Source organism: Streptomyces sp. CA-288835, from assembly GCF_050936385.1.
In the GTDB taxonomy this organism is placed as follows: Bacteria; Actinomycetota; Actinomycetes; order Streptomycetales; family Streptomycetaceae; genus Streptomyces.
In genome coordinates this window covers 648204-668469 of sequence record NZ_JBNJMW010000001.1, presented here as the reverse complement: position 1 = coordinate 668469, position 20266 = coordinate 648204, and the positions used below count along the sequence as shown (strand labels likewise).

General features: G+C 69.1%; 25 protein-coding genes. 12 read left to right on the top strand and 13 right to left on the bottom strand.

Annotation, left to right across the window (positions count from 1 at the left end; genetic code table 11):
• Positions 1-274 precede the first annotated feature (274 nt).
• Positions 275-1189 carry an NAD-dependent epimerase/dehydratase family protein gene (locus ACQEVY_RS03160; protein WP_432944548.1) on the top strand — a complete coding sequence of 305 codons (915 nt, stop codon included), beginning with the start codon at positions 275-277 and terminating at the stop codon, positions 1187-1189.
• Positions 1190-1496: 307 nt separating this feature from the next.
• Positions 1497-2150 (top strand): DsbA family protein, encoded by a 654-nt coding sequence (locus ACQEVY_RS03155; protein ID WP_432944546.1) that lies wholly within the window; start codon positions 1497-1499, stop codon positions 2148-2150.
• A 52-nt stretch (positions 2151-2202) separates the two neighbouring features.
• Here the strand turns inward: ACQEVY_RS03155 and ACQEVY_RS03150 are convergent, their stop codons facing one another.
• The 7 genes from ACQEVY_RS03150 to ACQEVY_RS03120 form a co-directional block, all read right to left on the bottom strand.
• Positions 2203-3144 carry a helix-turn-helix domain-containing protein gene (locus tag ACQEVY_RS03150; protein WP_432944544.1) on the bottom strand — a complete coding sequence of 314 codons (942 nt, stop codon included), beginning with the start codon at positions 3142-3144 and terminating at the stop codon, positions 2203-2205.
• A 179-nt stretch (positions 3145-3323) separates the two neighbouring features.
• Complete coding sequence (locus ACQEVY_RS03145; protein WP_432944542.1) at positions 3324-4346, bottom strand: zinc-dependent alcohol dehydrogenase; 1023 nt, start codon at positions 4344-4346, stop codon at positions 3324-3326.
• Between the two features lie 11 nt (positions 4347-4357).
• Complete coding sequence (locus ACQEVY_RS03140) at positions 4358-4507, bottom strand: fumarylacetoacetate hydrolase family protein (protein WP_432944540.1); 150 nt, start codon at positions 4505-4507, stop codon at positions 4358-4360.
• An 83-nt stretch (positions 4508-4590) separates the two neighbouring features.
• A complete protein-coding gene (locus tag ACQEVY_RS03135) occupies positions 4591-5316 on the bottom strand; it encodes an SDR family NAD(P)-dependent oxidoreductase (RefSeq protein WP_432944538.1) in 726 nt (241 codons plus the stop codon).
• A 14-nt stretch (positions 5317-5330) separates the two neighbouring features.
• Positions 5331-5738, bottom strand: coding sequence for a (R)-mandelonitrile lyase (locus tag ACQEVY_RS03130; protein ID WP_432944536.1), 408 nt, complete (start codon positions 5736-5738; stop codon positions 5331-5333).
• A 205-nt stretch (positions 5739-5943) separates the two neighbouring features.
• A complete protein-coding gene (locus tag ACQEVY_RS03125) occupies positions 5944-6135 on the bottom strand; it encodes a DUF397 domain-containing protein (protein ID WP_328766542.1) in 192 nt (63 codons plus the stop codon).
• A complete protein-coding gene (locus tag ACQEVY_RS03120; protein WP_432944533.1) occupies positions 6132-6962 on the bottom strand; it encodes a helix-turn-helix domain-containing protein in 831 nt (276 codons plus the stop codon). The genes ACQEVY_RS03125 and ACQEVY_RS03120 overlap by 4 nt, the downstream gene beginning before the upstream one ends.
• 191 nt (positions 6963-7153) lie before the next feature.
• Here ACQEVY_RS03120 and ACQEVY_RS03115 point away from each other — a divergent pair, with 191 nt between their 5' ends.
• Both ACQEVY_RS03115 and ACQEVY_RS03110 read left to right on the top strand, forming a co-directional pair.
• Positions 7154-7558 (top strand): ATP-binding protein, encoded by a 405-nt coding sequence (locus tag ACQEVY_RS03115; RefSeq protein WP_432955042.1) that lies wholly within the window; start codon positions 7154-7156, stop codon positions 7556-7558.
• Positions 7555-7836: a hypothetical protein gene (locus tag ACQEVY_RS03110; RefSeq protein WP_432944531.1), complete on the top strand. Its 282-nt coding sequence runs from the start codon at positions 7555-7557 to the stop codon at positions 7834-7836. Before ACQEVY_RS03115 ends, ACQEVY_RS03110 begins: the two co-directional genes overlap by 4 nt.
• 19 nt (positions 7837-7855) lie before the next feature.
• Here the strand turns inward: ACQEVY_RS03110 and ACQEVY_RS03105 are convergent, their stop codons facing one another.
• Positions 7856-8563: a B3/B4 domain-containing protein gene (locus tag ACQEVY_RS03105; protein ID WP_432944529.1), complete on the bottom strand. Its 708-nt coding sequence runs from the start codon at positions 8561-8563 to the stop codon at positions 7856-7858.
• A gap of 260 nt (positions 8564-8823) precedes the next feature.
• Between ACQEVY_RS03105 and ACQEVY_RS03100 the strand changes: the two genes are divergently transcribed.
• A complete protein-coding gene (locus tag ACQEVY_RS03100; RefSeq protein ID WP_432944527.1) occupies positions 8824-9408 on the top strand; it encodes a helix-turn-helix domain-containing protein in 585 nt (194 codons plus the stop codon).
• 201 nt (positions 9409-9609) lie between these two features.
• Complete coding sequence (locus tag ACQEVY_RS03095; RefSeq protein ID WP_432944525.1) at positions 9610-9819, top strand: hypothetical protein; 210 nt, start codon at positions 9610-9612, stop codon at positions 9817-9819.
• A gap of 17 nt (positions 9820-9836) precedes the next feature.
• On the opposite strand, the gene ACQEVY_RS03090 is transcribed toward ACQEVY_RS03095, so the two are convergent.
• The 3 genes from ACQEVY_RS03090 to ACQEVY_RS03080 form a co-directional block, all read right to left on the bottom strand.
• Positions 9837-10667 carry an SAM-dependent methyltransferase gene (locus tag ACQEVY_RS03090; protein WP_432944523.1) on the bottom strand — a complete coding sequence of 277 codons (831 nt, stop codon included), beginning with the start codon at positions 10665-10667 and terminating at the stop codon, positions 9837-9839.
• 80 nt (positions 10668-10747) lie between these two features.
• Entirely contained in the window at positions 10748-10999 is a 252-nt protein-coding gene (locus tag ACQEVY_RS03085) for a DUF397 domain-containing protein (protein ID WP_328766528.1), read from the bottom strand.
• On the bottom strand, positions 10996-11868 hold the full coding sequence (locus ACQEVY_RS03080) for a helix-turn-helix domain-containing protein (protein WP_432944520.1): 873 nt from the start codon (positions 11866-11868) through the stop codon (positions 10996-10998). The genes ACQEVY_RS03085 and ACQEVY_RS03080 overlap by 4 nt, the downstream gene beginning before the upstream one ends.
• Positions 11869-12204: 336 nt before the next feature.
• On the opposite strand from ACQEVY_RS03080, the gene ACQEVY_RS03075 reads away from it, so the two are divergent.
• On the top strand, positions 12205-12657 hold the full coding sequence (locus ACQEVY_RS03075) for an ATP-binding protein (RefSeq protein ID WP_432944518.1): 453 nt from the start codon (positions 12205-12207) through the stop codon (positions 12655-12657).
• 115 nt (positions 12658-12772) lie between these two features.
• Entirely contained in the window at positions 12773-13372 is a 600-nt protein-coding gene (locus ACQEVY_RS03070; protein ID WP_432944516.1) for a DUF998 domain-containing protein, read from the top strand.
• 25 nt (positions 13373-13397) lie between these two features.
• Here ACQEVY_RS03070 and ACQEVY_RS03065 read toward each other — a convergent pair whose 3' ends face one another.
• Positions 13398-14255 (bottom strand): sugar phosphate isomerase/epimerase family protein, encoded by an 858-nt coding sequence (locus ACQEVY_RS03065; RefSeq protein ID WP_432944514.1) that lies wholly within the window; start codon positions 14253-14255, stop codon positions 13398-13400.
• 108 nt (positions 14256-14363) lie between these two features.
• Between ACQEVY_RS03065 and ACQEVY_RS03060 the strand changes: the two genes are divergently transcribed.
• The 4 genes from ACQEVY_RS03060 to ACQEVY_RS03045 all read left to right on the top strand — a co-directional run bounded on the left by ACQEVY_RS03060 (position 14364) and on the right by ACQEVY_RS03045 (position 18886).
• On the top strand, positions 14364-15401 hold the full coding sequence (locus ACQEVY_RS03060; protein ID WP_432944512.1) for a LacI family DNA-binding transcriptional regulator: 1038 nt from the start codon (positions 14364-14366) through the stop codon (positions 15399-15401).
• A gap of 436 nt (positions 15402-15837) precedes the next feature.
• Complete coding sequence (locus tag ACQEVY_RS03055; RefSeq protein WP_432944510.1) at positions 15838-16926, top strand: sugar ABC transporter substrate-binding protein; 1089 nt, start codon at positions 15838-15840, stop codon at positions 16924-16926.
• Positions 16927-17021: 95 nt separating this feature from the next.
• The gene (locus ACQEVY_RS03050) at positions 17022-18092 is read left to right on the top strand and encodes an ABC transporter permease (protein WP_432944508.1); all 1071 of its coding nucleotides are present in this window, start codon (positions 17022-17024) and stop codon (positions 18090-18092) included.
• Positions 18093-18094: 2 nt separating this feature from the next.
• Positions 18095-18886 carry an ATP-binding cassette domain-containing protein gene (locus ACQEVY_RS03045; protein ID WP_432944506.1) on the top strand — a complete coding sequence of 264 codons (792 nt, stop codon included), beginning with the start codon at positions 18095-18097 and terminating at the stop codon, positions 18884-18886.
• Positions 18887-19011: 125 nt separating this feature from the next.
• On the opposite strand, the gene ACQEVY_RS03040 is transcribed toward ACQEVY_RS03045, so the two are convergent.
• Positions 19012-20040: a Gfo/Idh/MocA family protein gene (locus ACQEVY_RS03040; RefSeq protein ID WP_432944504.1), complete on the bottom strand. Its 1029-nt coding sequence runs from the start codon at positions 20038-20040 to the stop codon at positions 19012-19014.
• Positions 20041-20266 lie beyond the last annotated feature (226 nt).

The following is a 20266-nucleotide window of genomic DNA, read 5'->3' as shown; positions in this document are numbered from 1 at the left end:
ATTGCGTGGCGCTGCCGCGTTGCGGTATCTGGACGTGTTCACGAGTGGAGCTGACGTGCGCTGTTGCAGCCGCTCGTAGATCGTTCCCCGTGTATGGAGGGATCGCTCGCGCAGGTCTGTGTGCCGCGCAGGCCCGCCTCGTCGACGACGGAGGTGCGAGGGGCGGTGATCTGTATCCGGGGCTCTGAGCTCGCTGATGTCACAGACAGCGGGTGCTGTTTCGTCCGAGGTATCAGAGACGGAGTACGGACTTGAGATCAGGAAGGTGACGGTCATGCGCGTGTTCGTGGCAGGCGGGAGTGGGGCCCTGGGGCGGCGGCTGGTGCCGCAGTTGGTGGCCCGGGGACACCAGGTGACGGCTACGACGACGAGTGCGGCCAAGCTGCGCTTGCTGGAGGAGCTGGGTGCTCAGGGTGTCGTGATGGACGGGCTGGACGCGGTGTCGGTCGGTGAGGCGGTGGCCCAGGCCCGGCCGGACGCGATCGTGCACCAGATGACCGGGCTCAGCGGCAAGCTCGACATGCGGCACCCCGATCGGTCCTTCGCCCCGACCAACCGGCTGCGCATCGAGGGTACGGACCACTTGCTGGCCGCCGCCGAGGCGACCGGCGTACCCCATGTCGTCGTACAGAGCTTCGCGCAGAGCTACGGGCCCGGAGCGGGACTGCTGACTGAGGAGGACCCGATCGACCCGGGTACGGCGCCGGTGGCGCGCAGGCTCTCGGCCGGTGTCCTGCACATCCAGGACGTGGTGCCCAAGGCCGGCGGCACGGTCCTGCGGTACGGCGGGTTCTACGGGCCGGGCGCCAGCGACGACGTGGTCAACATGGTGCGCAAACGGATGTTCCCGCTCATCGGGGAGGGCACCGGCTGGGCCTCGTGGGTGCACCTCGACGACGCGGCGAGCGCCACCGTCCTGGTCGTGGAGCAGCAGGCGAGGGGCGTGTTCAACATCGTCGACGACGAGCCCGCCCAGGTACGCGACTGGCTGCCGTATCTCGCCGAGTGCGCGGGGGCGAAGCGGCCGCTGCGGGTTCCCAAGTGGCTGGCCAAGCTGCTGGCCGGGGAGTTCCCGGTGACGATGATGACCGAGGGGCACGGCTTCTCCAACGTCAGAGCGAAGCGGGAGCTGGGCTGGCAACTGCGCTACCCCTCGTGGCGGGAGGGCTTCAAGGAAGAGCTGGGCTGAGCCGGGAGATCGGGGCGTCGGCATAACCAGGGCCTTGTCGTGGACCTTCCGGGCCAGGCGCTGACGTTCGGCCAGGTTGCCCGCCTGATGTCCCGCCACCGCTCGTTCCGCCTGGGTGGCGGTGCGCTCGTCCAGGAGCCGCTGCCGCCTGGTGGGACTCCCGGACAAGGTACTCACGAGGTTGTCGCTTTTTCACCATACGCTGTCGCCCTCGTATCCGAAGGGGCCCGCTTTCTGACCATAGCGTTGGGCGTGTCAGCCCGGCCGGGAGAGGGAGCCGGGTGGCGGAATTCGGAAAGGACGACACGTGAGGGACTCCGTGGAGCGCATTCCACTGACGTACGCCTTCGACGCCTACTGCGGCTGGTGCTACGGCTTCGGCCCGGCCCTGCACGAGTTCGTCGCCGCCAACGCGGACCGGGTCGAGCTGAGGGTGCTGTCCGGCGGCCTGTTCACCGGCTCGCGCGCGTTGCCGGTGTCCGCCTACCCGCACATCCCGGGCGCCAACGGGCGCATCGCCGAGTTGACCGGCGTCACGTTCGGCGACGGCTACCGTGCCGCGCTGGCGGACGGCACCGCGGTCATGGACTCCGCGGATGCCGCCACTGGCTTGGTCGCCCTGCGCAGCCAGTCCGGCGCGAACGCCCTGGATGCCGCCGCCGCTATGCAGCGGGCCTGGTACGTCGACGGCCGTAGCCTCTCCGACCCCGAGGTCTACCGGGACATCGCCGCCGAGTTGGGCCTGGACGCCGACGCGGTGGCGACCGCGTACGCCTTGCCCACCGCCCGTGCCGAGGCCGCGACCGACATCCTCCAGGTGCGGCGTCTGGGTGTCGACGGCTACCCGACGCTGCTGCTGCACACCGCACACGGCACCGACCGCCTGGGCGGCCCGGTCTCCTCGGCCGACGCGCTCACCCGCGCCCTGGACCAGCACCTGGCCGCCGCCACAGGCGCCTGAACCCACCCGTAGCTGGTGGCACTGCTCGCCGGGGCGGCCCTCCCGGCCCTGGTCACCCGGTACGGGGCACAGCGCCGCCACCACTCTCCGAGGTGCGGCCCCGCACGGTTGCGCGGAAGGCGATCGGAGACTGACCGGTGCGCTGATGGAAGTACTTGCTGAAGTTGGTGGCGCTGGTGAAACCGAGCTGTGCCGCGATACGGGAGGCTGGCTGGTCGCCGTGCGCGAGGAGGCGTTTGGCTTCCAGGATCACCCGCCGGTCGATGAACTCCTTCGCTCCCACCCCTGCGCCGGCGAGTGTGGCTCGGGAGAGGGTGCGGGGCGAGTAGCCCAGCGCCCGGGCGTAGTCCTCCAGGCGACGCGTCCGGGCGAAGTCGCGTTCGACCGCCTCACGGAAGCGGACGAAGGTCTTGCCCGGCTCCGGGACCGGACTGCCGACCGACGCCGTGCGCTGCGAAAGGCGCAGCACCAGGACCGCCAGCAGGTGGCGCAGCACCGCCACATGGGCTTCCAGCGGAATGCCGCGCAGTGCCTGGAACTCAAGTGCCAGATGACGCACGGCCATCTCCAACGCGTGGCCGTCCTCCGGGTCGGGAACCTGGAGCACGGGTGCGTACGGATCGTCCACGCGCGCCGCGGCCACGGTGCCCGGATCGACGAAGTCGCGCTCGAAGAGCACCAGGGTGCCCTCGGCCTCGTACAGATCACCCCACTGCTGCACCTGGCCGGGCCGTACCCACAGCCAGGAGCCCGGCTTGAGGGCGTAGCCGGTGAAATCCACCATGTGCCACAAGGAGCCGCTGGAGAGAGTGATCAGGTGGTGGAACGTCGGCCGCTGAGGTGTCGACAGTCCCTCCCTGCCCATACGGACGGCGGCCCGCTCGCGCAGGTCCGCCAGAGACATGACCTCGACGCCCGCCGGAATGCCGACCGGCGGAGCAAATCCGACGTCCGCGATCTCGCGCGGGCCGTCAGGTCGTTTTCTCACCGTCACCAGTAGCCACCATGCACAGAGCCAGCCTGTCCAGCTCTCAGTCTGCGCTCGGTCTGAGGGGTGGGTGGCCGGTACAGGCTGCGGTTGGATGCCACCAACCGCAGCATAAGGACAGGAGTCGCAGGCGGCAGCCGCGGCCCGGAGGTCGTCGAAGCCTTCTGGCCCACTCCTCGATCTGGTCAGTCGCCGGGGCGGCGGGGATCGACGTGGATCTTCGGGCCGGATCCCGCGCCCGGCGGGCGTTCGCCGGCGAGGACGGAACCGGCCTGGGCGAGGCCGACCGTCGCGGCGACCAGGGGCCTGGGGTCGACGGACCCGTCGGCGTAGGCCCGGATGGTGGCGTCCAGGCCGGGGGAGGCGGACAGGATGCCGACCGCCGTGACGTCCTTGAGGACGAGGGTGCGGGTGTCGATGCGGCTCGGTTCGCCGGACAGCCCGATGTAGACGACGCGGCCGCCCGGTTCGACCAGGTCGAGCGCCGTCGCGGGCAGATGGGCCGCGTTCGAGGCGTCGACGACCGCGTCGAAGGGCAGGTCCGGGAGCTGGTTCTCCCGCCATACGTGGTCGAAGCCCAGGCCGCGGGCGAAGGCGAGTGATCTGTCGGTCTGACCCATGAGGTGGACTTCGGCGCCGGCGGCGCGGGCGAACATGGCGACGAGAAGGCCGATGGTGCCAGGGCCGAGCACCAACGCCCTGTCCCCGGAGCGCAGTTCGGCTGCCTGCGCGGCCCGCAGCGCGTTTCCGCCGGGCTCCACCAGCGCTCCCAGAGTGGCGTCGACGGTGTCGGGCAGGACGTGCAGCGATGAGACGGGGACGGCGAGTCGCTCGGCGAGGGCGCCGGGCCGGTTCCCGCGGATGCCGACTTCCTGCCGCCTGTCGCACACGTGCTGCTGGCCGCGCAGGCAGCGTCGGCAGGTTCCGCAGCCGAGCATGGTGTCGCCCATGACCCGCCGGCCGATCCAGGTGGTGTCGACGCCTTCGCCGACGGCCGCCACGCGCCCGGCCCATTCGTGGCCGAGCCGCATGGGGTAGGAGGAGTGGCCTTGGTGGAGGTAGGCCATGGCGCCGGTGAAGAACTCCACGTCGGTGCCACACACGCCGACTCGCTCGACATCGATGACGGCCTCGCCGGGAGCCGGCTCGGGCGCGGGGACGTCCCGTACCTCGTACGTGCCGGGGGCGGTCAGGACGAACGCTCGCATGAGGCGGGCGTTCACCGTGGCGCGACGACGCGTTGACGCTGCGTGCCGAGATGCTGGATGCCCAGTTCCATCACGTCGCCGGGCCGCAGCCATACGGGCGGGGTGAAGCCCATGCCGACGCCGGGCGGGGTTCCGGTGTTGATGAGGTCGCCGGGCTCCATGATGTTCCGGATGCTAGACCACCGTACCGATTACTGGAAGGACGGCCTTCGTGCCCGGATGACCGGACGTAACGCGCACTCGGTCACAAAGCCGTGCCCGTCTCCTCGGCCAACGCCTCCAGGAGGCGGTCCTGGAACGCCTCGTCGTGGACCGCGCGATGCGGCTGCTGCCGCTCGCGGTGGTACCAGTACCCGCCCGTCGTCAGGGCCTCGGGATCGTCACTCGTCGCGAGCCACTCCTGCGTCCGGTGACCGAGCTCGAGGTCGTCCGGTGCACTGGGTCCGCCCATCTTGGTCGGCACCCAGCCCGGGTCGACGGCGTTGCTCAGCACCCCGGGGCGCAGGCGGGCCACCGCGGCGGCGAGCGTGGTGACGTACAGCTTGCTGTCCGAGTACGAGCCCGCGCTCCTGCCCCGCCAGTCGACCCCGGCGAGCGAGGGGCGCCCACTGAAGTGCGAGCCGCTGCTCAGGTACACCAGTCGGCGCGGGCTCCGGAGCAGGGCCGTGAGCAGGTACGGGGCGATGACGTTGACCGGCATGACCGCCGGGCCGCTCCATACGCCGGCGTTGTGAATGACCGCGTCGAGAGGCTCCGTGTCGGTCAGTTCGGCGGCGATTCGTCGTACGGCATCACGGTCCGTCAGATCGCCCACCACGATGTGCGCCCCGCGGTCGACGAACGTGTCGAGGCCGGCGGCGCGCTCCGGGTTCCGGGCGTGCACCACCACCTCGTGTCCCGCGGACAGCAGCGAATCTGCCGCGGCACGCCCAAGGCCGTCCGCGGAACCGGTCACCAGAATGCGGCTCACGATCGCACCACCCCTCACCGGGTTCGGGGACGGTTGTACTGCTCGTCGGGGACCGGCTCGTTCCAGGTGGTTTCCTCGCTTCCGTCGCCCCTGGCCTCCCACATGGCGATGTGCTCCATGAAGCGGTCGGGGGTGGCGCCGTGCCAGTGCTCCTCGTTCGGCGGGCAGGTGACCGTCTCGCCGGGGTGGGCCTCGAAGACGGTGCCGTCGCGGGTGCCGATCAGGGCGGTGCCCGAGACGACGTGCAGGGCCTGGCCCAGCGCGTGGGAGTGCCAGTGCGTGCGGGCGCCGGGGGAGAAGCGGACCAGGTTGGCGCGCATCCGGGACGGCTCCTGGCCCGCGTAGATCACGTCGAACCAGACATCGCCGGTGAACCAGTCCGCGGGAGCCTTGACCGTGGCCTGCGGCTTGACGAATTCCATGATGTGCCTTTCACGTGTACGGGAGAGGCAGCGACCTGGGCGACGAGTTCCCTGCCTCGGCCTCGACAGCCGCGCTGCGGTCGGCGCAGGCGACGAAGCGCGCCGGAGGCTTGCTGGATCCGCCCTCGACGCCGAGTAGGCACAACGTGGCAGTGAGGCTGCCGGAGTTCAGAACTCCGGCAGCCCCACGGGCGTTGGGCGGGCGTCAGACTCGGGCGTCTGCCGCGTACGCGACGAAGGCCGACCACGTGGTGCGGGAGAGGGCGAGCTGTCCGCCCTCCTTGTCCTTGGAGTCCCGTACGCGGACAGCTTCATGGCAGTCAGCGACCTCGACGCAGTTGTCCCCCTCGCTACCGCTGTAGCTGCTCTTGAACCACGCCGGTTCGGTGGTGCTCATAGCGCTCCTCGCATGTGTTCCAGCAGGCTCACCGTGGCCCTGCAATCGAGGGCCTGCGCACGCAGCTTGCCATAGCGCTGGAGCAGGACGCTCACGTCCTTCGATGCCGTGATCAGAGTGCTCGAGCGCTGACCCTCGGTGTAGCCGATCCACTGGTTGTCAGGAGTCTCTGCCAGGTACATCTGGCCGTCAACGCCCACGTGGTCCTCCTGCTGCAGCGGCATGAGCTGGATCTCCACGTTGCGTAGCTTTCCGACCTCCAGGAGGTGGCCGATGAGGGCCCTCGTGACTCCCGCTCCACCCACCCGCCGTTCCAACAGCGCCTGCTCGATGACGAAGCTGAAGGCTGTGTTCGGCTTCTGCATCAGGAGCTGCTGTCGCTCGAGCCGCGCCGCAGTCTCACGCTCCAGTCGTTCCTCTGTGACCGGCGGCAGCCTCCGATCAAAGATCGCCCGAATGTAGGCCTCCGGCTGCAACAACCCAGGAATCGCCCGGCACTCATACGCGTAGAGCGAGATCGCCTCCTCCTCGATACCCGCCCACTGCACGAACCACGACGCCAGCCCCTGCCTCCGCGTCAAATGCCGCGCCGCTGCCTTGAGCACCCGCGGGGCTCCGAGAACCGCCCCCGCCCGCTCGATGAACTTCACCGACGGGAACCGTTTCCCCTGCTCCAACTTGGCCACCGCATGCACCGAGTAGCCCACCAGCGGCGCGAACTCCTCCTGCGTCAGGCCCGCTTCCTCCCGCAACGCCTTCAGGACCGCGCCGAAGCTCTTGAGGCCGTCCGACACTTCCGGTTCACTGCCCGCGACGCCGTCCAACACGCCCGGCCCACCTCCCACGTACCGCACCGGGACATCAACACGCCCATGGTTACGGGGTGTCACCCACCCTGTCCACTCAGTGAACCCACCCAGTCACGGCTGTACCAGGGCTGTGCCTGTTGCGGCGCTCTCCCTCCCGCGACGCTGTCCGCATGACCGCACCTCAGGCCCAACCGGCCGTCACCGTACGTATGTTCTTCCAGCAGCTCAGCGCCACCCGATGCGGTGCCCGCCTCGCCCGCCGTCTCGCCACGTACCAACTCGACGTCTGGGGGATCCCGTTCGGCTCGGACGTGTCCGACACGGTGGCCCTCGTCGTCGCCGAGCTGGCCTCCAACGCCGTACTCCACGCACGCGTACCGGGGCGCGACTTCTCCCTCCGCCTTGAGCACCGTACGGACGTACTGCGCATCGAGGTCGCCGACGCCCGAGGCGACCGCCCCGTCGCCGCACAGCCGCCCGCGACCGGCGCTACGGACCCGACCGCCGACCACGGTCGTGGGCTCGTCATCGTCGAGGCCATCGCCTCCCGTTGGGGCGTCACAGACCGCTGCGGACCCGGCAAGGTCATCTGGGCCGAGATCGACCTCCGTTGAGAACCGAGATCCGAGAACCGAGAACTAAGGAAGACGTCCATGCCGGCGATTTCAAGGTTGAGCTGTCCGGTGGGTTCACCGAGACCGATGCCCGCGTTGCGGAGTACGTGGTCACCGAGCAGTTGCAAGGGGGCTTTCCGGTACGCGCTCGGGCTGGTCGGGGCGGCGGTCAGGTCGGGGAACTCGAGGATCGTTCGGTGCTGGCAAACGAGCGGCTGGTCGAGTTGCCGATCCGCTTCCTGACGGTGACGGCCTTCGGGGACAGCCCGCAGCACTGAATCGCGGCCGGCGGTCGGCTCAGATGGTGGCCTGCGGCTGTGCCGGGCTGAGGTGGTGCACCGCCGTCTGTGTGGCGTGCGGGGCGAGCAAGCTCTGTAGTTCGTCTGCCGCGAGCTTGAGGAGGGCGCCGTCGCGGGTGGCGTGGAGGGTTTCGAGGACGAAGGCTACGTGGGTGGAGTCCTCGGTGACGCGGGTGCGGTGGGCGTCGCGGTGGTTCCAGTGGCGGGTCAGGACGCCGGTGGTGTCCGCGTAGATGATCTCGCCGGGCTTGGGGTTCTCGACCGTGTCGGGTTCGCCGAGCGGGGTGAAGGACTCGGTGCCGTCCGCGTATCGGATGTCGACGTCGCCGGTGACGTGGTCCAGGTCGAAGGCGCCGGCGGGCAGGCCGTGCCGTACGGAGACCGCGTTGTAGGAGTCGACGGGCGGGTTGATGCGCGGCAGGCTCCCCTTCTTGGCGAGGCGGCGGCCGAGCGCGTCGACGCTGGGGCGGATGCGGCGGGGGTTGGTCCCGAAGGAGCGGTAGGCGGTGTGCCAGGCCTCGATACGGGGGTCGGTCTCGTCGGCGGGCTGCCAAGCGCCCTCGGCGAGCTGCTGCTCCAGGTCTGCCAGGGCCGCGGTGGTGTGCGGCCAGGGCTCACGGCCGCGCAGGCCCGTGGCGGTGACCAGGGCGATGAGGGTGTCGGGGAAGGCGTCCGCGACGGCGGGGGTGATGCGGAAGGCGGGCATGGGCGGGTTTTCCGTTTCCTGCGTCCGGGCTTGGGCGATGGTGGGGGCGGGGTCAGGGTTTCCAGGCGCCGATACGGTCCAGGCGGCGGCGCTACCTGGTGTGTGCGGGCTGCCCAGGGTCGGCAGCAGAGCGATCGCAGCGCATCCTCTACTATCAACAGAACGACCGCACCGTACAACGCAATGACCGCCCCGTGTCAACCGACCGACCGCGCGGTGCATTGAAGTGGCCAGCGACCAGTGGCGAGGATGGAGATCAGATGGCCGAGACAGCCGCAGCCCTGCGAACGGTCGCGCACAACGTCCGGGCGGCCCGCACCCGGGCAGGCCTGTCCCTGGAGGAACTCAGCCGTCGATCCCAGGTCAGCAAGGGAGCCCTGGTGGCACTGGAGAAGGCTCAGGGCAATCCCAACCTCGCCACCCTGGTCCGGCTGGCCGACACCCTCGGCATCTCCGTGTCCGCCCTGATGCAGGGACCGCCCGAGGGCCGTGTCCGCGTCGTGGCCGCCGACACCGTGGCCCCCCTGTGGACCGGAGAACGGGGGAGCGAGGCCCGCCTCATGCTGACGACCTCGGGCCCGGCCCCCGTCGAGGTCTGGCGCTGGCAACTGGAACCGGACGAGGAGTACCCAAGTCACCCCCACCAGGCGGGAGTTGTAGAAACCGTCAGCGTCACATCCGGCCGTATAACCCTGATCGTCGACGGCACCGAACACACCGTGGAAGCCGGACAGACCGCCACCTTCGACGGCGACACCTCTCACACCTACCGCGGCGCGGGCACGGAGACCTGCCACCTGATCATGACGGTCCACCTGCCGCCCGGCCCCGCTTCCAACACCTGACCGACCCGGACGCGTCCGCACCCCACGAGGTCGAACCCTTCGGACAGACGGCGACAGTCCTGGCGTACCGCGACACGGCCCACGCGACGGACCTGGTGGCGCGCGGCCGCGGCAGCCTTGCAGCCTCCGTCGCCAGCGACGACCTCACCTGGACCACCGCCTTCCTCCAGCAAGCGGCCCCTGGCACGGACGACTGCACCTATGGACTCGACGAACATGATGCAGACCACCGGCCACGGCTCCCCGCCCCCCGCCCTGAGACACAGCGGCCCCGACCGGGCCGGCGGCGGCTCGGAGTTGGCAGGCACACGCGGCGTCCTCGACCTGATGCAACGCACGGCACTCCAGGCCTCGGCACGCCAGGCCTCTCCACGCCCGCTCGACGCCTTCCGGCCCGCCGGCGCCACCTGACCGCCGAGCAGAAAGCCCTACGGTTTGATGCCCACCCCCGCCCAGAGGCTGACCTCGGCGTCCGTGGGCTCCGGCATGGGGCCCTCGGTGCTGTCGCCGGCGGCTTCCGGGCGCCAGCGGTGGCCGAGGGTGATGCCGGGGGAGAGGAGGTCGAGGCCGTCGAAGAAGCGGGTGACGTCGGCCTTGGCGCGGAACTGCACGGGGGTTCCGGCGGTGGTGTAGATCTTCGTGACGTTCGCCCACGTGGTGGGGTCGAAGTCCGGGGTGCAGTGGGTCAGGGCGAGGGCGCTGCCCGAGGGGAGGACGCTCAGCAGGCGGTCGACGATCACGTACGGGTCCTGGGCGTCCGGGACGAAGTGCATGAGGGCGTTGAGGGACAGCGCGACCGGCTCGGACAGGTTCAGGACTTCGGCCAACTCGGGGGCGTTCAGGAGTGTTTCGGGCTCGTTGACGTCCGCCTCGATATAGGTCGTACGGCCCTCGGGGGCGCTGTGCATCAGCCTCTCGGCGTACTTGAGGACGAGCGGGTCGTTGTCGGCGTACACGACCCTGGCCTGCGGGACGACGGCCTGGGCCACCTGGTGCAGATTGGGCTCGGTCGGAATGCCGGTGCCTATGTCCAGCCACTGCCGAATGCCATGCTCCCGCGCGAGGACACGGGTGGCGCGGTGCATGAAGGCGCGGTTCTCCCTGGCGCACACGAAGATGCCGGGGTACGCCGCCGCGACCCGCTCGGCAGCCTCCTTGTCGACGTCGAAGTGGTCTTTGCCGCCGAGGTAGTAGTCGTACATGCGGGCCGAGTGCGGCCTGCTGGTGTCGATGTGCCGCGCGGTGTGGGGGGAGGTCATCGTGTCCCTTCAGAGGTGTGCTTCGGCATGCCGGCCAGGTGGGGGAGGCCGGTACGGGCGCTTGTTGTCGCTGTCCTGGTTCAGCTCTTCGTCAGGTGATCGGCGAGCCCGTTCTTGATCCCCGTGACGAACGCGCTGAACTCCTCCGGGGTGTAGATCAGCGCGGGACCGGCCGGATCCGTCGACTGCCGAAAGGCCACCCGGCCGTCGGCGAGCCGCTTCGTCTCCACGCACTGGCCGCCGCTGGTGCCGCTCCACGGGCACTCCCAGCCCTGCTCACCGAGAGCCGTCGCGGGCATGCCGTTGTAGGTACCGCTGCCGGTGCTGCTCATGTGTACTCCTTGCGCATGCGGTTCAGGAGAGCCTTGCTCTCGGTGGTCGACGTCAGCAGGGACATCCGGTTGTGCGCCTCGAGGTGGGCGGACACGTCGGAGCGCTGGTCGAGGTAGACGGCGCCGGAGAGAAGCTCGGTGTAGACGATGTCCGGCAACTCCGGCTCGTCGAAACGGAAGTAGGTGAAGGCGGCGAACGCCCCGGTGTGCGCGCCCGCGCTGAACGGCACGATGTCGAGGCTGACATGCTCCATCTCGGCCGCGGCGAGCAGTGCGTCGATCTGCTCGCGCATCACGTCCGGCCCGCCGACGACCCGGTGCAGTACGGCCTCTTCCATCACCACCCACAGGGTGGGCGCCGCAGGCTTCGTCAGCAGGCTCTGTCTGCGCAGGCGCAGATCGACTCTCCGCTCGAGTTCCTCGTCGCTGTCGTTGGGGAAACCGGCGCGCAGCACGGCTCGGGCGTACCCGCGGGTCTGTAGTAGGCCCGTGACGTAGTGGGGCTCGTACGTCCGCAGGGTTTTGGCGCCGCTCTCCAGGCTGACGTAGGCGGTGAACCAACTGGGCAGCACGTCGCGGTAGCGGTGCCACCAGCCCGGGCGATTGGCCTTTTCGGCCAGCTCGATGAACTCGTCGATCTCCTGCCGGTCGACCCCGTACGTCTGCAACAGCAGCTCCACGTACAGGATCTTGAGGCTGACCTCGGCCTTCTCCAGTCGCCGAATCGTCAACGGCTTCACCCGCAGAGCCTTCGCCGCCTCGTCCAGCGACACCCCGGCGCTCAGCCGCAGGTCCTGCAGCCGCTTGCCGAGGATCATGCGGAGAACGGTGGGAGCGCCGCTGCCGGCGCCCGAACGGGCTTCGCTCACGGTCTTACCTCCTGAGTGAGTGTCACCGGCGGAGCTGAAGGAGTGTCACCGGCATGAGTTTGACAGCGACTTGGTGATGACGCCAGCCGGATACCGGCCTCCTGAAATTATCAGGCAGGAGGTTGCAGCTTGAACGGACCGGGCAGCATAGTGTCAACATGACCGATCTCGCCGACCGCGATGACACTCATCAACTCCCGGACTCCATCCGGGAGTTGACGTTCATTGCGGTCGAATCGGGCACCAGCTGCCACACCGGACGGCCCCCACGCCGGCCCGGTGAGGCTCCCCCCTCAGCTCCTCGCACTACCCGTCCCCTGACGGAAGGCGACCACCGTGCCCTCCCTTACGTCCCCTCCCTCCCCCCAACTCCTGGCCGGCACCGCCCCGTCCAGGGTTCACTGGCTCGAACTCAAGGCATGCCCGTCCGGCGTCGGTGAAGCCCGCCGCGCGATGGGTGAGCGGCTGCGCACCTGGCAACTGCCCGAGCAGGTGCGCCAGGACGCGCTCCTGATCCTCTCCGAGCTGGTCACGAACGCGATACGCCACACCCCCAGTACGCGGATCCTCTGCTGCGCCGGCCTCACCGCGAACCGGCTGCTCCACCTCGAAGTGCACGACGAGGGCCTCACGGCGCGGACTCTGCCCCCGCGCGACCCGAGCCCGGAGGATGAAGGCGGGCGTGGCTTGTTACTCGTGGAGCACTTCGCGGATGCGTGGGGCGCCGAGCGCTCCGTTCTCACCGGGGGGAACACGGTGTGGGCGGCCTTCGCCTCGGGGCGCGGGTGACCCCGTACGGGAAATGCCGGAAGTGCCAGGAGCGCCGGGAGTACCGGGAGTGAAGAGACGGGGCTGACCGGGGCAGGAACCGCATCTTCGCAGATGGGCGTTTTACGGTGTCCTGATGCGAATTGTTCCTAGGTGGGCCTTGCTCTCGTCGGGGTGTGCGCCCGTCCTGCTGGCCGGAGGCTGGGCGATCGCGGCGGTGCTGGAGGGGCCCGCCTACGACCCCGTCAACCAGACGATCAGCGTCCTGGCCGCGTACGGAGCCGCCGGATTCTGGGTGATGACTGCGGGGCTGCTCGCTCTGGGCCTCTGCCATCTGCTGACCGCCTGGGGACTGCGCCCGGCCGCACTCGCCGGACGTATGGCGCTGGCCGGCGGGGGAGCGGTGACCCTGGCCGTGGCACTGTTCCCGGCGCCGAGCAGTGGAGGTTCGCTGCGTCACGGCTTCATCGCCGGCGCCGGATTCGCTCTCCTGGCGGTGTGGCCGGTTCTGGCAGCCGATCGCCGGAGGGGCGCGCCCTGGGGGCTCCGGCCCGCGCCCTCGTTCGCGGCGACCGCGCTGATAGTCGTCACCGCGGCATGGTTCGTACTCGAATTGCACCGTCATGGTGCCGCCGGCGTCGCCGAACGCGTGGTGACCTCGATCCAGTCCCTCTGGCCTTTCGTGGTCGTCGCTTCCTGCGTCCGCCATACCGAAGAGCACAATCCTGCGATGTGAGTGGTGAATGCCTGGTGAAGGGGCTTCACTTCCAATCGGCGAGATATTCGCCGATTTTCTCCCGCATGAATACGGAGGACTCCTTCGCCTTCTCCTCCCAGGCGAACACACAAGCCGTGAGAGTGCCGTCGAAACCGACCGCATTGAGCTCGAGGAAGAGTTCCCCGAAGTCGACCTCGCCCTCGCCCATGTTCAGGTGCTGGTGGATGCGGGCCGGGGTGCCGGGCGGGTTGAGGATGTAGCGGTTGCCGGAGGATGCGGTGTGGTCGAAGGCGTCGGCGAGGTGGACATGGGTGAGCAGGTCGCCCGCGTACTCGATGATGCCGGGGGCGTCGTTGCCGATGTGGAAGGTGTGCGGGGCGCAGTAGAGGAAGCCGACGTTCGGGTGGTTGATGCCGCGGATGAAGTTGATCGCGTCGTAGCCGTTCTCGATGAAGTCGTCGGGATGCGGCTCCAGGGCGAGGTGGATGCCCTCGCGTTCGAAGAGCGGCAGCAGTTCATCCATCGACTTCCAGAACTGGGCCTCGCTGCGGTCCGGGTCCTCGGGGCGACCGTTGAACTCGGAGATCATGCTGGTGACGCCGAGGTCCGCGCTGATCAGGATGGCCCGCTTCCAGTACCGTACGGCCGCCTGCCGCGCGTCCTCGTCCGGACCCGACCAACGGAACAGCGGGAGTACGGACGAGATGCCGACGCCCGCGCCCTCCAAGGCCTTGCGGAACCTCGCGACCGTGCCGTCGTCGACGCGCGGGTGGCGGAAGAACGGGATGAAGTCCTCGCGCGGCGAGAGCTCGATCCACTCGTAGCCCAACTCGGCTACCACGGCTGGCAGTTCGAGCAGCGGGGTGCTGCGGATCATGTACGGGTCGAGGGCGATCTTCATGGTGGTGTGGCTCCTCGGTGCGGCCGTCTTAAAGCGCTTTAAGTGCTGGTACTATCGGCGCGGCGCAGATGGATGTCAAGGGTGTGGCCAAAAGCCAGGGGAGGTCGTGTGGACGAGGTCGGCTCCGGTGCCCCCGCGGGCGGCAACGGCGCGGCTCCGCGTCCCCGCCTGGAGGACGTCGCCGCGCGTGTTGGCCTGTCGACGGCCTCGGTGTCGCTTGTGTTGCGGGGCGTGCCAGGGCCCAGTGAGCGCACCCGGCAGCGCGTCCTGAAGGCCGCCGCCGAACTCGGCTACCGCCCCGACCGCACCGCCAGCGCCCTGGCCAGCAGGCGCAGCAGGCTGCTCGGCGTCATGGTCGACATCCACAGCCCGTTCCACGCCGAGCTGGTCGAGCACCTGCACACGGCCGCCGAAGAGGTGGGTTACGACCTCGTCCTGAGCACCCTGACCCGTACCCGCGACGAGAACACGGCCGTCGAGACGCTCTTGGCCTTCCGCTGCGAGGCACTGCTCCTGCTCGGCCCGGTGGCCCCCGCCTCCGTCCTCGCCGAACTCGACCGCAGGGCACCCGTCATCTCTGTCGGCCGCCGGATCACCGGGGCCGAACTGGACGTCGTCCGTAGCGCCGACGACGACGGAGTCGGCCAGGTCGTCGACCATCTGGTGGGGCTCGGACACCGTGCGATCGCGTACGTCGACGGCGGCAAGGGCGTCATCGCCACCGACCGGCGTCGCGGCTACCGGAGCGCCATGCGCCGTCACGGTCTCGACGGACAGATCAGCGTCCTGCACGGGAACATCACGGAGGAGTCCGGCGAGAAGGCCGGCCGGCATTTCCTCGACGCCGGCGATCCGCCGACCGCCGTCGTGGCCTTCAACGACCAGAGCGCCATCGGCCTGCTGACCGCCTTCCGGCGAGCCGGGATCGACGTCCCCGGCACCGTCTCCGTGGCCGGCTACGACGACGACACCCTGTCCCGGCTGGCCGCCTTCGACCTCACCACCGTCAGCCAGAACGCCGAGGAACAGGCCCGCCAGGCCGTTACGGCCGCCGTCGAGCGCCTCGACCAGGGGCGTACCGGGCCCCGCGAGATCGTCCTCGCTCCCTCGCTGGTGGTGCGGGGGAGTACGGCTCAGCCGCGCTGATCCGGCGTCGCAGGCCGTCGTCGTACGGGCAGTAACGGGCCGCAAACATATGGCCGATGCACCTTTTCATGTGCGGATCGCTGCCGAGTGCGCATTGTTGAGCGGACCCTTGACACCTTTCGGAAACACAAGCATGCTCTGCGCACCAGCATCGTTTAAAGCGATTTAAGAGATCGCCAGAACCTTCACCCCGTCAATCAATCCGGCGTTGCTGTGGCCGGTGCCGGGACATCCGCGCGACGAGCCGTCCCGACGGAAAGCCGGGTGCCGGGAACGCGCCGGCACCGGGATCCGCACCACCGACACCAGCCGCAAGGCCGCCGTGAACGCGCAGGCCGGCCTCGGTTCGCGCGCACGCATCGTCGCCCAGCCGCCGAGACCTTCCCGGCCCCGCTCACGGTCTCGCCGGGGATCACACGAAGGAGCAACCCAGCACATGGAACGCACGCAGACCCGGCGGCCGTCCGGTCGTCGTCTCTCCAGAAGCGGCCTGATCGTGGTGAGCCTGTTCACCGCCGCGGCGACCGCGTTGACCGGGTGCGCCAGCGGAAAGGCCTCAGGCGGCGAAGGGGGGCAGTCGACGGCACCAGCCGACGGCGGATCGACGTCCGGCAAGAGCAACGGCACGGTCTCCATCTACGTCATCGGCGGCAAGTCCGACGACCCGTTCTTCTCCGCGGTCAAGCGTGGTGTCGAGGATGCGACGAAGCTGGTGAAGGGCGGCGGCGGCAAGGTCACCTACCTCGGCCCGAAGAGCTACGACAACCTCGGCCCGGACGTCGCCAAGCTGACGCAGACTGCAACCTCGCAGAACCCGTCGGCGATCCTGGTGCCCGACTGGGTGCCTGAGAACCAGGACTCCGCGATCAAGGCGGCCGTGGCCAAGGGCATCCCGGTGTTCATCTACAACTCGGGCGGCATCGAGGCGGCCCGGCGGGTCGGCGCCGTGAAGTACATCGGGTCGGACGACTACGAGGCGGGGAAGGCCGGCGGCGCCAAGTTCGCGGAAGAGGGCGCCAAGAACATCCTGTGCGTCAACACCGTGCCCGGCTCCGCCAACCAGGAGGCCCGCTGCGACGGAATCAAGGACGGAGCCACCAGCAAGGGCGCCAAGTCCAAGCAACTCCCCCTGCCTTCCTCGAACTTCGGCAATCCGTCCGCCGTCACCCAGGCGATCAAGGGCGCGCTGCTGAAGGACAACAGCATCGACGCCCTGGTCACGATCGGCGTCGGGGACGCCAACAGCGCCGCCGCCGCGATCAAGCAGGCGAACGCCGGCGACAAGGTCAAGCTCGGCACCTTCGACCTCTCGCAGAGCCAGCTCGACCGGATCAAATCCGGCGACCAACTGTTCGCCATCGACCAACAGCCGTACCTGCAGGGCTTCTACGTCGTGTCGATCGCCAACCAGTACCTGTCCTACGGCGTGCTCCCGCCCCAGAACCCGATCCTGACCGGCCCGCTCCTGGTCACCGCCGACAACGTCGACGCGGCGATCGCCGGTGCCAAGGCCGGCGTCCGCTGACCCACCCACAGGTGCCGGGCCCGCCCGCGCCCGGCACCTCTCCTTCCGCCACTGCCTGGCCCGACATCCAGATCCACGAAGGTGACACCAACCCGATGACAACCTCACTTTCCGGCACGACGGCCGATCAGGAGAAAGAGACAGCCGTCGCCCCACCGAAGCAGACCGAGAGCCCGCTGGGGCAACTGCGACATCGTCCCGAGGTCGGCGCGCTCATCGGAACGATCAGCGTCTTCGTCTTCTTCGCGATCTTCGGCGGCGAGAAGTTCCTGGCCCCGTCAGGAGCGGCGAGCTGGCTGAACATCGCCGCGGAGCTCGGCATCATCGCCATCCCCGTCGGGCTGCTGATGATCGCCGGTGAACTCGACGTATCCGTAGGCTCGGTGCTGGCAGGCAGCTCGATGACCTTGGCCATCGTCTCCGGCCACTGGGGCGCTCCGATGATCGTCGGCATCCTGTGCGCACTCGCACTCGGGCTGCTGACCGGGCTGCTCAACGGGATCATCGTCACGCGCACCAACGTGCACTCACTGATCGTCACGCTGGCCACCCTGTCCGGCATGGCCGGCCTCACCCTCGGCCTGTCCCGCGTCACCACCGGCACCACGAGCGTCCCCATCAGCCCCGACCCGCTGTCGAAGTCGCTGTTCGGCCAGCTGATCGGCGGTCAGTTCGAGGTCGCGATCTTCTGGTGGCTCGGCATCGGGGTCGTCGTCACGGTGCTGCTGCAGATGATGAAGTACGGCAACTGGATATTCGCCATCGGCGGCGACAAGGAGAGCGCCCGCGCCACCGGCATCCCGGTCGCCCGGGTGAAGATCGCCCTGTACATGGCCAGCGGCCTCGGTGCCGCACTGGTCGGCGTGATCCAGACCATCCTCTACAACGGCGCTCAGGTCGCCAACGGCCAGGCCTTCGTCTTCAACTCCATCATCGCCGTGGTCATCGGCGGTGTGCTGCTCACCGGTGGATACGGTTCCGTCGTCGGCGTCGTCCTCGGCACGCTGACGTTCGCCATCGTCAACCAGGGCATCTACTACACCGGTTGGAACTCCGACTGGGCCAGCCTGATCCTCGGCATCCTCATCCTCGCGGCCGTCCTGATGAACAACACCTTCCGTCGGCTCGCCCTGTCCTACAAGCCCCGCACCGCGAAGAAGGCCTGACGATGACCGCCCCTCTCCTGCGCCTGACCGGCATCAGCAAGTCGTTCCTCGGCACCCACGCGCTGCAGGACATCTCGCTCGACGTGGAAGCCGGAAAGGTGCACTGCCTGCTCGGCGACAACGGCGCCGGCAAGTCGACTCTGATCAAGATCCTCTCCGGGTTTCACAAACCGACCACCGGCACCATCGAGCTCAACGGGAAGCCGGTCGTCTTCGACAGCCCCCGCGACGCCAGCGCCCGGGGCATCGCCACGGTCCATCAGTTCGGCGGCACCTTCCCGCTGATGGGCGTCGGCCGCTGCTTCTTCGTGGGCGCCGAACCCACCAAGGGATGGGGCCCGTTCAAGCTCTTCGACAAGAAGCTGGCCGGTGAGATCGCCGTACGCGAGATGCAGTCCCTCGGCATCACCCGCGTCACCGACGGTAACCGCCTCGTGGGCAGCCTCTCCGGCGGCGAGCGCCAGGCCCTGGCCATCGCCCGCGCCGTCTACTTCGGCGCCAACGTCCTCATCCTCGACGAGCCCACGGCCGCACTCGGCGTCAAGGAAGCGGCCCATGTCCTACGGATCGTCATGCAGGCCCGCGCCAAGGGCGTCGCGGTCATCCTCGTCACCCACAACGTCCGCCACGCCATGATGGTCGGCGACCACTTCGCCGTACTCATCCGCGGCCAGAAGGCCGACGACTTCCACAAGGGCGAGCGCACCCGGGAGCAGATCACCGACCTCATGGCCGGCGGCGAGGCCATGGCCCACCTGGAAGCCGAGCTGGCACAACTGCAGGCCGACGCCTGACCGAACGAGGCACGGTCGTCCAGGGCCGTGCCTCGTTTTCCGGCGCCACCGTGGCCTTCCGCCTTCCGCACAGTGAGCCGCCCAGGGCTGAGTGGCCCTGGGCGGCTTCGTCGTGCGAGTACGTGTCAGGCGACCTTCACGCTGGGGCCGCCGTAGAAGGCGGGCCGGGGTTTCATGTCCGTGGCGACGATGCGGCCCGACTGCCGTGACTCGACGGTGGCGTTGGAGATGACGGTCGCGGCGTAGCCGTCCCAGGCTGACGGGCCCGTGGGCTCCGCGCCTGTCGCGACGGAGGCGATCCACTCGCGGAACTCGGTGTCGAAGGCGTCCACGAAGCGGCCCACCCAGTCCGTGAGCACCTCCGTGCTGTGCTGCCCCGCAGTGCGCACGCCGACCGCGGCGAGGTCGGGCAGCCGTACGAGGCCCTCCTCGCCGACGGTCTCGCACTGGATGTCGTATCCGTACTGGCAGTTGACGAAGACCTCGAGATCGATACGGACGCCCTTCGCGGTCTCGAAGAGCATGATCTGCGGGTCCTTCAGGTGCGGGTACCGCCTGCTCGTGGAGCGTGGCAGGACCACCTGGGCGGAGACGATCTCGTCGTCGAGGAGCCAGCGCAGTACGTCGATCTCGTGGACCGCTGAGTCGAGCGCGGCCATGTCGGTGTGGTACGACTCGGGCGCGGTCGGGTTGCGGTGGGCGCAGTGCACCACCAGCGGCTCGCCGATACGGCCGGAGTCGATGACCTGCTTCATCTGCCGGTAGCCAGCGTCGTAGCGGCGCATGAAGCCGACCTGGACCAGGCGGCGGCCGTGGGCGCGCTCGGCCTCGACGATGCGCAGACAGTCCTCGGCGGTCGTCGCGAGGGGCTTCTCGCAGAACACCGGTTTCCCGGCGGCGATGGCGTTCAGCACGTGCTCGGCGTGCGTGGGCCCCCAGGAGGTGACGAGCACCGCGTCCACGTCGTCGGCCGCGATCAGCTCCGGCCCGTTCGCGAACGTCCGGGCGCCGACCCGGGACACCGCTTCCTCGGCGCGCGCCGCGTCGATGTCGGTGACCGCGGTGACCTGGGCGCCAGTCACGGTCTCGGTGAGCCGACGGATGTGTTCCTGACCGATCCAGCCGGCGCCGATGACGCCTACGCGCACAGTCATGGGGTTTCCTTTCTGCGCTTTTGAATCCCAACGGCGCCGGGAGCAGGGGGAGGGCCCGTACCGAGCGGAGAGTGAGCTCCGCTCGGTACGGGCGGCCGTCAGCGCGAACTTCCCACAGTGCGCGCTGCTGATGAGGGGCCCCCGGATGGAGGCAGCCGTGCAGACGACGGCGAGTTTCTTAAAGCGCTTTAATAGTGCGCTCTAAGTCGAATAGAATGCCGTCGGG

Excerpts from the sequence above, each read along its gene's own strand:
- ACQEVY_RS03115 (WP_432955042.1), top strand. The coding sequence starts at position 7,154 with ATGTTCTTCCAGCAGCTCAGCGCCACCCGATGCGGTGCCCGCCTCGCC.
- ACQEVY_RS03140 (WP_432944540.1), bottom strand. The coding sequence starts at position 4,507 with ATGGAGCCCGGCGACCTCATCAACACCGGAACCCCGCCCGGCGTCGGC.
- ACQEVY_RS03045 (WP_432944506.1), top strand. The coding sequence starts at position 18,095 with ATGACCGCCCCTCTCCTGCGCCTGACCGGCATCAGCAAGTCGTTCCTC.
- ACQEVY_RS03055 (WP_432944510.1), top strand. The coding sequence starts at position 15,838 with ATGGAACGCACGCAGACCCGGCGGCCGTCCGGTCGTCGTCTCTCCAGA.
- ACQEVY_RS03100 (WP_432944527.1), top strand. The coding sequence starts at position 8,824 with ATGGCCGAGACAGCCGCAGCCCTGCGAACGGTCGCGCACAACGTCCGG.
- ACQEVY_RS03160 (WP_432944548.1), top strand. The coding sequence starts at position 275 with ATGCGCGTGTTCGTGGCAGGCGGGAGTGGGGCCCTGGGGCGGCGGCTG.
- ACQEVY_RS03040 (WP_432944504.1), bottom strand. The coding sequence starts at position 20,040 with ATGACTGTGCGCGTAGGCGTCATCGGCGCCGGCTGGATCGGTCAGGAA.
- ACQEVY_RS03070 (WP_432944516.1), top strand. The coding sequence starts at position 12,773 with ATGCGAATTGTTCCTAGGTGGGCCTTGCTCTCGTCGGGGTGTGCGCCC.
- ACQEVY_RS03145 (WP_432944542.1), bottom strand. The coding sequence starts at position 4,346 with ATGCGAGCGTTCGTCCTGACCGCCCCCGGCACGTACGAGGTACGGGAC.
- ACQEVY_RS03125 (WP_328766542.1), bottom strand. The coding sequence starts at position 6,135 with ATGAGCACCACCGAACCGGCGTGGTTCAAGAGCAGCTACAGCGGTAGC.
- ACQEVY_RS03065 (WP_432944514.1), bottom strand. The coding sequence starts at position 14,255 with ATGAAGATCGCCCTCGACCCGTACATGATCCGCAGCACCCCGCTGCTC.
- ACQEVY_RS03095 (WP_432944525.1), top strand. The coding sequence starts at position 9,610 with ATGGACTCGACGAACATGATGCAGACCACCGGCCACGGCTCCCCGCCC.
- ACQEVY_RS03090 (WP_432944523.1), bottom strand. The coding sequence starts at position 10,667 with ATGACCTCCCCCCACACCGCGCGGCACATCGACACCAGCAGGCCGCAC.
- ACQEVY_RS03050 (WP_432944508.1), top strand. The coding sequence starts at position 17,022 with ATGACAACCTCACTTTCCGGCACGACGGCCGATCAGGAGAAAGAGACA.
- ACQEVY_RS03105 (WP_432944529.1), bottom strand. The coding sequence starts at position 8,563 with ATGCCCGCCTTCCGCATCACCCCCGCCGTCGCGGACGCCTTCCCCGAC.
- ACQEVY_RS03130 (WP_432944536.1), bottom strand. The coding sequence starts at position 5,738 with ATGGAATTCGTCAAGCCGCAGGCCACGGTCAAGGCTCCCGCGGACTGG.
- ACQEVY_RS03085 (WP_328766528.1), bottom strand. The coding sequence starts at position 10,999 with ATGAGCAGCACCGGCAGCGGTACCTACAACGGCATGCCCGCGACGGCT.